Source organism: Streptomyces sp. NPDC030296 (assembly GCF_055572815.1).
Window position 1 is genome coordinate 1 of record NZ_JBVICQ010000029.1, and the last position, 8,007, is coordinate 8,007.

At 71.2% G+C, this 8,007-nt stretch carries 6 protein-coding genes; 2 read left to right on the forward strand and 4 right to left on the reverse strand.

What is annotated here, in order from left to right:
* A partial coding sequence (locus ACZ4Z3_RS40090; RefSeq protein ID WP_468505683.1) for a homoserine dehydrogenase occupies positions 1-1,047 on the reverse strand: 1,047 nt, incomplete at its 3' end.
* Between the two features lie 209 nt (positions 1,048-1,256).
* Between ACZ4Z3_RS40090 and ligA the strand changes: the two genes are divergently transcribed.
* On the forward strand, positions 1,257-3,335 hold the full coding sequence (ligA, locus tag ACZ4Z3_RS40095) for an NAD-dependent DNA ligase LigA (RefSeq protein WP_468505684.1): 2,079 nt from the start codon (positions 1,257-1,259) through the stop codon (positions 3,333-3,335).
* 31 nt (positions 3,336-3,366) lie between these two features.
* Here ligA and ACZ4Z3_RS40100 read toward each other — a convergent pair whose 3' ends face one another.
* The gene (locus tag ACZ4Z3_RS40100; RefSeq protein ID WP_468505685.1) at positions 3,367-4,278 is read right to left on the reverse strand and encodes a LysR family transcriptional regulator; all 912 of its coding nucleotides are present in this window, start codon (positions 4,276-4,278) and stop codon (positions 3,367-3,369) included.
* Positions 4,279-4,346: 68 nt separating this feature from the next.
* On the opposite strand from ACZ4Z3_RS40100, the gene ACZ4Z3_RS40105 reads away from it, so the two are divergent.
* Positions 4,347-5,234 carry an EamA family transporter gene (locus tag ACZ4Z3_RS40105; RefSeq protein ID WP_468505686.1) on the forward strand — a complete coding sequence of 296 codons (888 nt, stop codon included), beginning with the start codon at positions 4,347-4,349 and terminating at the stop codon, positions 5,232-5,234.
* On the opposite strand, the gene solA is transcribed toward ACZ4Z3_RS40105, so the two are convergent.
* Entirely contained in the window at positions 5,194-6,366 is a 1,173-nt protein-coding gene (gene solA, locus ACZ4Z3_RS40110) for an N-methyl-L-tryptophan oxidase (protein ID WP_468505687.1), read from the reverse strand. The two genes, ACZ4Z3_RS40105 and solA, sit on opposite strands and share 41 nt — an antisense overlap.
* Before the next feature lie 38 nt (positions 6,367-6,404).
* Positions 6,405-7,832 (reverse strand): NAD(P)/FAD-dependent oxidoreductase, encoded by a 1,428-nt coding sequence (locus ACZ4Z3_RS40115; RefSeq protein WP_468505688.1) that lies wholly within the window; start codon positions 7,830-7,832, stop codon positions 6,405-6,407.
* Positions 7,833-8,007 lie beyond the last annotated feature (175 nt).

Here is an 8,007-nt window from a genome sequence, read left to right on the forward strand (position 1 = left end):
GGTGTCGTCGTCGGCGTGGCGCTGGTGGATGGCGGTGAGGTCCGACAGCAGGGCGTAGGCGGTCTCGATGCGGCCGGCGCCCGGCCCGGACACCGTGACGGTGCCGAGGAGGTCGGTGTGGAAGGCGACCGCGTTGACCGGGCCGCAGATCCCGGCGAGCGGGTGCTGGGCGGGCAGGGCGAGGGGGGCGACGCGGGCGTCGACGCTGCCGTCCTCGTGGCGGGTGGCGGAGCCGACCAGCTTCCACCGCAGCCCCTTCGAGGCGGCGTCCCGGACCTCGTGCGGGGTGAGCGAGGAGATGCCCTCGCAGAAGACGTCCTCGCGGCGCAGGTCGGCGCCGAGGACCTCGTTGGCAAGGATCATCACCTTGAGCTGGACGTCGTGGCCCTCGATGTCCGCCGTCGGGTCGGCTTCGGCGTACCCGAGTTCCTGGGCCTCGGCGATGGCCGCCGACAGCTCGACGCCCTCTTCGAGGCGGCCGAGGACGTAGTTCGAGGTGCCGTTCATGATCCCCTGGACGCCGGTGATCTCCAGGCCGCCGAACATGCGCTCGGCCGTGCGCAGGACGGGGGTGCCGCTGAGTACGGAGCCCTCGAACTCGAAGCCGACCCCACGTTCGGCGGCCATCCGCTTCAGGGCGCGGCCGGCGAGTGCGACCGGTCCCTTGTTGGTGGTGCACACGTGCTTGCCCGATTCCAGGGCCCAGCGCACATGGGAGAGGGCGGGCTCGCCGTCGGTGGGGTTGGTGAACGTCGCCTCCACGACGATGTCGGCCGGGACCTCGCGGATCACCCACTCGTTGCGCGGATCCGCGCTGCCGCCGGCCAGGCCCGCGAAGCTCAGCTCCCCCGGGTCGGCTTTCAGCAGCGGCGCCAGATCGATGCCGTCGGTGTCCACCAGGGAACCGGCTCGCAGATCGGTGATCGCCACCACCCGCAGGGCGAAACCCAGCTCCTCGGCCAAGCGGTCCCCGTTCTGGGACACGAGTTCGGCGAGCGCGCGGTTGACGCCGCCGAATCCGATGAGGGCGAGATCGTATCGGCCCATGAGATCGCTCCTTCGCAGTCCGCCGCCTTCACGGTGCGGCTGCTGAGGAGCCTCGCCGCTGTGCCTGTCACCCGAGCCATGTCACAACGGCCACGACACATGCCGATCTGCTCGGTCCTCCGGCGATTCGCCCGCCGCGCCCGGCCTCCGGCAACGCCTCGGCTCCGGTCCGGGGGCCGTTGTCAGTGGTGGCAGGCAGGATGACGGTCATGACGACTCCTGTTGCACAGATCGTGGATGCCGCCGCCTACGCGCAGGCGGTCGAGGACGCGGTGAAGGCCGCGGCCGCCTACTACGAGGGCGGTACCTCGGCGCTGGACGACGACACCTACGACCGGCTGGTGCGTGGCATCGCCGTGTGGGAGGCCGAGCATCCCGACCAGGTGCTCCCGGACTCGCCGACGGGGAAGGTCGCGGGCGGCGCCGTCGAGGGCGATGTGCCGCACACCGTGGCGATGCTGAGCCTGGACAACGTGTTCTCCGCGGAGGAGTTCACCGCGTGGGCGGCGTCCCTGGCCCGTCGTGTCGGCCACGAGGTGGAGCAGTGGAGCGTCGAGGCGAAGCTGGACGGTCTCGCGGTCGCCGCCCGCTACACCCGTGGCCGCCTCACACGGCTGATCACCCGGGGGGACGGGACGGCCGGGGAGGACGTCTCGCACGCGACGGGCACCATCGAGGGCCTGCCCGAGACCCTGTCGGAACCGGTGAGCGTGGAGGTGCGTGGCGAAGTCCTCATGACGACGGCCCAGTTCGAGCACGCCAACGAGGTCCGCACCGGGCACGGCGGGCAACCCTTCGCCAATCCCCGCAACGCGGCCGCGGGCACACTGCGCGCCAAGGACCGCGCCTATACGGTGCCGATGACGTTCTTCGGCTACGGCCTGCTGCCCCTGCCCGACACCGACACCGCCCTCGCGGCGCGGCTGGGCGACCTCGCCCACAGCGATCTGATGGTCCTGGCCGCCGACCTCGGGGTGAACACCACCGCCTCGACCGCGGTGCCCGGCAGAGTGGCCCGCAGCAATGAGCAGGTGCTGGCCCGGGTGCAGGAGATCGCGGCGCTGCGGGCGCAGTTGCCGTTCGGGATCGACGGGATCGTCATCAAGGCCGACCTGGCCGCCGACCAGCACACGGCCGGATCCGGATCACGGGCTCCCCGGTGGGCGATCGCCTACAAGCTCCCGGCGGTGGAGAAGATCACCCGGCTGCTGGAGGTGGAGTGGAACGTGGGCCGCACAGGCATCATCGCCCCGCGCGGCGTGCTGGAGCCCGTCGAGATCGACGGCGCCACCATCGCCTACGCCACGCTGCACAACCCCGCCGACATCACCCGCCGTGACCTCCGACTGGGCGACCATGTCATGGTCCACCGGGCCGGCGACGTGATACCGCGGATCGAGGCGCCCGTCGCCCACCTGCGCACCGGCGACGAACAGCCCATCGTCTTTCCCGAGGCGTGCCCGCGCTGCGGTTCCGGCATCGACACCAGCCAGGAACGCTGGCGCTGCGAGCAGGGCCGCAACTGCCACCTGGTCGCTTCCCTCTCCTACGCCGCCGGCCGCGACCAGCTCGACATCGAAGGTCTCGGCGCCACCCGTGTCGTCCAACTCGTCGAGGCCGGCCTGGTCGCCGATCTCGCCGACCTGTTCACCCTCACCCGCGAGCAACTGCTCGGCCTGGAACGCATGGGGGAGACCAGCACCGACAACCTCCTCACCGCGATCAGCACCGCCAAGGCGCAGCCGCTGTCCCGCGTGCTGTGCGCGCTCGGCGTACGCGGCACGGGCCGGTCGATGTCACGGCGCATCGCCCGCTGGTTCGCCACCATGGACAACATCCGCGCCGCCGACGCCACGGCCATGCAGCAGGTCGAGGGCATCGGCACCGAGAAGGCCCCCTCGATCGTCGCCGAACTGGCCGAACTCGCCCCGCTCATCGACAAACTCGTCGCCGCCGGAGTGAACATGACCGAGCCCGGCGCCACACCGCCGAGCCCCGTCGGCGCCGACGCGGGAAGCGACGCGAACGCTGAGGGCGGGCCGCTCACGGGCATGACCGTGGTGGTCACCGGCGCCATGTCCGGCCCGCTGGAGAAGCTCAGCCGCAACCAGATGAACGAACTGATCGAACGGGCCGGAGGGCGCTCCTCCTCCAGCGTGTCGAAGAAGACCACCCTGGTCGTCGCCGGGGAGAACGCCGGGTCCAAGCGGGCCAAAGCCGAAGACCTCGGCATCCGCCTGGCCACACCCGACGAGTTCGCCACCCTGGTGGCCGACTATCTGCTCTGACCCTGCCTGATCGGACGCCGACTCCGGGTTCTCAGCCGGAGCGGTAGAGGGCCGTCAGCAGCTCGATGGCCGCCTGAGCGGCGGGATGCGGGTCGTCCCGCCACCAGGCGAGCCGGACGGCGATCGGCTCGGCGTCGCGCACCGGCCGGTAGACGACACCGGGCCGCCGGTACTGATGGGCTGTGGACTCCGGGGTCACTCCGACGGTGCGGCCCGTGGCGATCACGGTGAGCCACTCGTCCACGTCGTGGGTCTCCTCCATCGCCGGCCGGGAGCCCGGCGGCCACAGCTCGGCGGTGGTCGTGCCCGTCCTGCGGTCCACCAGCAGGGTGCGTCCGCACAGGTCGGCGAGCCGGACCGAGCGGCGGCGGGCCAGCGGATCGTCGGCGGCCATCGCGCACATCCGCCGCTCCAGGCCCACGATGGCCGACTCGAACCGGCGGTCGTCCAACGGTCTGCGGACGACCGCGAGATCGCAGGCGCCCTCCGCGAGCCCCGCCGTCGCGGAGTTGACCCGGACGAGCCGCAGTTCCGTCTCCGGGTGCGCGGCGTCCCAGCGGCGCTGGAAGTCCAGGGTGTGCCGGCCGAGCGCCGACCAGGCGTACCCCATGCGCAGCCGGACCTGGCCCGACGTGGCCTCCCGGACCAGATCGTCGACCTCGCCCAGCACCCGCCGGGCGTGCGACACCACCCGCGACCCGGTCGGCGTGGGCGTCACCGCACGGGACGTACGCCGCAGCAGCCTCACCCCCAGGGCCCGTTCGAGGGAGGCGAGGGTGCGGGACACCGCGGCCTGGGACACGCCGAGCGCGATCGCGGCATCGGTGAACGTGCCCTCGTCGACGATCGCGACGAGACAGCGGAGCTGGCGCAGCTCGACATCGGGAACCGCCGGCGGCGGGTCCACACGTCCGGGGTCGTCCATGGGTACGGGGCCATCCATGCGTCCAGCGTATAGATCGCCTGGCTTATGCATTTTGCGCAACCGGGGCCGCGGCGCACGATCGGCGCATGAGTGCCGCTCCCGCCACCGCCGCAGCCCCGACGACCCCGCTCCACGAGCCCGCTGCCGCGCGGCCGGCCGGGATCGCCACCATGGTCGGCAGCGGCCTGTCCAACCAGGTGGGCGCCGCGCTCGGGGCGCTGGCCTTCCCGGTGCTCGGGCCTGTCGGGGTCGTGGCGATACGCCAGTACGTCGCCGCGCTCGCCCTCCTGGCCGTCGGCCGGCCGCGGCTGCGGTCGTTCACGGCGGAGCAGTGGCGGCCCGTGGCGCTGCTCGCGCTGGTCCTCGGGACGATGAACCTGTCGCTGTACACCGCGATCGACCGTGTCGGCCTGGGACTCGCGGTCACCCTGGAGTTCCTCGGACCGCTCGCCGTCGCCCTGGCCGCCTCGCGACGCCGCGTGGACGCCGTGTGCGCGGTGGTCGCCGGCGCGGGCGTGGTCACGCTGATGCGACCCCAGCCGTCCGCCGACCATGTGGGCATGGGCCTCGGTCTGCTCGCCGCCGTCTGCTGGGCGTCGTACATCCTGCTCAACCGCACCGTCGGCCGCCGGGTTCCCGGCGCGCAGGGCACCGCGGCCGCCGCCGCGCTCTCGGCGCTGGTCTTCCTCCCCGTCGGCGTGGTCGTGATGGTCCGTCAGCCGCCGACCGCCGGGGCGGTGGGGTACGCCGTCGCCGCCGGGATCCTCGCCTCGGCCGTCCCCTACCTCGCGGACGTGTTCACCCTGCGCCGCGTCTCCGCCCAGGCGTTCGGACTGTTCATGAGCGTCAACCCCGCCCTGGCCGCCCTCGTCGGCCGGATCGTGCTCGGCCAGCACCTGGGCGTCGTCGAATGGACCGCCATCGGCGCGATCGTCACCGCGAACGCCCTGAGCATCCTGGCCCCCCGCCGCTGAATCGGTCCGGACGCACGAAGTCCAGCCCGTCGAACGTCTGCTTGCCGAGCGCCTCGTGTGCGGCGATGTGGCCGTAGCCGGTGGCCATCTTGAAGCCCTTCCCGGAGAAGCCGGTGGCGCAGTAGATGCTGCTGTTCTGATCCAGCCAGCCGATGAGGGGATGCCTGTCCTGGGTGAAGAGGTCGGGGAAGGCGTCGGCGCGCGCGATGGTGGGGATCAGGCCGGGGAAGAACTCGGTGACGATCTCGGTGGCCTTGTCGATTTCTTCCCGGGTGAGTTCCCTGGGCACGGAGTCCGGGTCGGGGGTCGCCCTCGCGCGCCCGGCCAGCGGTCCGTCCACCGATGCCTTGACCGTCACGCCGTCGACGGCGGGTGCGCCGTACATGGAGCGATCCTCGTACCACCGGCTGAAGGCGGGGAAGTTCTCCGGCGAGAACTGGGTGCCGTCCTGGGCGATGAACCAGGTCAGGACGATCCGATGGGTTTCGGTGACGGCCTTGAGGTGGTCGGGCATGAGCTTTCGGGACCAGCCGCCCGAGGCGACGATGACCTTTTCGAACGTCCAGGTCCTGTCGCCCGAGGTGACGACGACGCCGTGGTCGGTTTCGGTGATGCTGTCCACGGGTGTGTTCTGAAGGACGGTGGCGCCGTTGGCCTGGGCCGCCGCGACGGCGGCGCTGACGGCGCGGTCGGTGCGCAGAACGCCGGCATGGGGGTCGTAGACGGCGCAGTCGTCGGGGCGGAGGTTGTGCTGGGGGTAGCGTTCCGCCATCTCCAACCGGCTGAGGACGTGGTGCTCGGCGCCGGTGACGCGCGTGGCCTCGAGGAGGCTGTTGATGTAGCTGCCGTTCGCCGTCCCGATGGACAGGCCCCCGGTGGTGGTGAGGATGTTCTGCCCGGTCTCCGCTTCGAGCTCGGCCCACAGGCCGCGGGAGCGTTCGATGATGGGGTAGTACTCGGGCCTGCCGAGGTAGATCATGCGGAACAGGCGGGTGTCTCCGCCGACGGCGCTGCGGCCGTGGGCGGGGGTGGCGGCCTCGAAGCCCACGACTGAGTCGGACAGCCGGGAGGCCTGCCACAGGGCCATGCTTCCGATGCTGCCCAAGCCGATGACGGCGAGTCGCGCGTCCATGAGGGCGGTTTCCTTTCCTGGTTCGTGAAGGCCGGTGTCTACTCGTGGAGTCCGGCGAGACGGCTGCCGAATCTGGCCAGGAGTGAGGTCTTGCTGGAGCCCCTGCGCTCTTCCCACTGGTCGGCGATACCGAAGAGCCGGTACATGGCGTGAACGCCCAGCCAGCGAACGGGTTCCGGCTCCCACTTCCGTGCCCGGTAGCCGACCCAGGGGAGGGTGGTCCGTTCGGTTTCCCTCTCGAAGGCCAGCTCCGCGAGGGTCCTGCCGCCGACATAGGCTGCCGTGACGCCGTGTCCCGCGTAGCCGGTGGACGATCCGATCCCGGACGCCGGGTCCCAGTGCACGCCGCCGTTCCAGTCCCGCGTGACTCCCAGGACGCCCGACCAGGCGTGGTCCACCTCGAAGGGGATCCCCGGGAAGAAGGATCCGAGCTTGTGCGAGATCAGGTCGATGGTGGACTGGGCGGTCGCACCGGCTCCTCCCGTACCGGACCCGAAGCGATAGGGGACACCACGGCCCCCCATGGCGATACGGCCGTCCGCCGTCCGCTGGGCGTAGATGAATGTGTGCGCGGAGTCGTTGAGGCACTGGGGCCCGTCCCAGCCGATCTGCTGCCACGCCTCCTGCGGCAGGGGCTTGGTCACGATCATCGAGGAGTTGACAGGGATCAGGGTCCGGTTGCCGAGCAGCGGTCCCGAATAGCCTTCGGTGCAGATGAACGTCTTCGCCGCGGTGACGCGTCCGTCGGCCAGGGTGAGGGTCCTGCCCTCGACACTGTCCACGCGGCTGCTCTCGTAGATCGTCACCCCCATGGAGGTCAGGGTGTCGGCGAGGCCGTGGACGAGTTTCGCGGGGTGGATCCGCGCGCAGTGCTGGTAGAAGAGCCCGCCGTGGACGGTCGAGATGTTGATCAGGCTCCGGAACTCGTCCCGGTCGAGCAGCCGGCTCTCGTCCTCGGTCAGCCCGTACTTCAGGTCGGCGTCACGCCTGGTGACAAGTCGCCCCAGGCCCGCCCGAGTGTGGGCGGCGACGAGTGCGCCGCCCTTGTGCTGATCGGCGTCGATGCCCTCGGCCCGGAGGATGTCCAGGACCGCGTCGACGCCGGCGACGAACTCCTGCTGCAGTGCCCGGCTCGCCTCCAGTCCTCCGCCGGCGCGGGCGAAGGCGGCACGGTTGCCCGGAGGCATGGCCGAGAGCCAGCCACCGTTGCGTCCCGATGCGCCGTAGCCCACCTGTTCGGCCTCGAAAACGGCGACCGAGAGCGACGGTTCGAGCTTCTTGGCGAAGTACGCGGCCCACAGGCCGGTGTAGCCGCCGCCGACAATGGCCACGTCGACGGAGTCCTGGCCGGTGAAACGGGGGAACGAGGGCTTTGTGTCGGCCAGTTGGGCCACCCAGAAGCCGAGCTCTCCGTTCCGGGGTGGTGCCGCGAGGGCGTTCATGGTGTGTCCTGCTTCTGGGTTCACGGCCGTACTGTTCTCCTAACCGGTTCGCCGCCGCACCGCGTGCGGATGACGGCAGTTCTCCGCTCGGGCTCGGACGTCAGGGGCGCGGGAGGCCGAAGAGGACGGGCAGGTCGGCGATGTCGGTGATCCGCTCGTAGCCGAGCCAGTGCTCGTCGTGCTCCCAGCCGCGGTCCAT

What these genes read in the sequence shown, in the direction of transcription:
- ligA (WP_468505684.1), top strand. Translation starts at nt 1,257, where the DNA reads ATGACGACTCCTGTTGCACAGATCGTGGATGCCGCCGCCTACGCGCAG.
- ACZ4Z3_RS40100 (WP_468505685.1), bottom strand. Translation starts at nt 4,278, where the DNA reads ATGGATGGCCCCGTACCCATGGACGACCCCGGACGTGTGGACCCGCCG.
- ACZ4Z3_RS40105 (WP_468505686.1), top strand. Translation starts at nt 4,347, where the DNA reads ATGAGTGCCGCTCCCGCCACCGCCGCAGCCCCGACGACCCCGCTCCAC.
- solA (WP_468505687.1), bottom strand. Translation starts at nt 6,366, where the DNA reads ATGGACGCGCGACTCGCCGTCATCGGCTTGGGCAGCATCGGAAGCATG.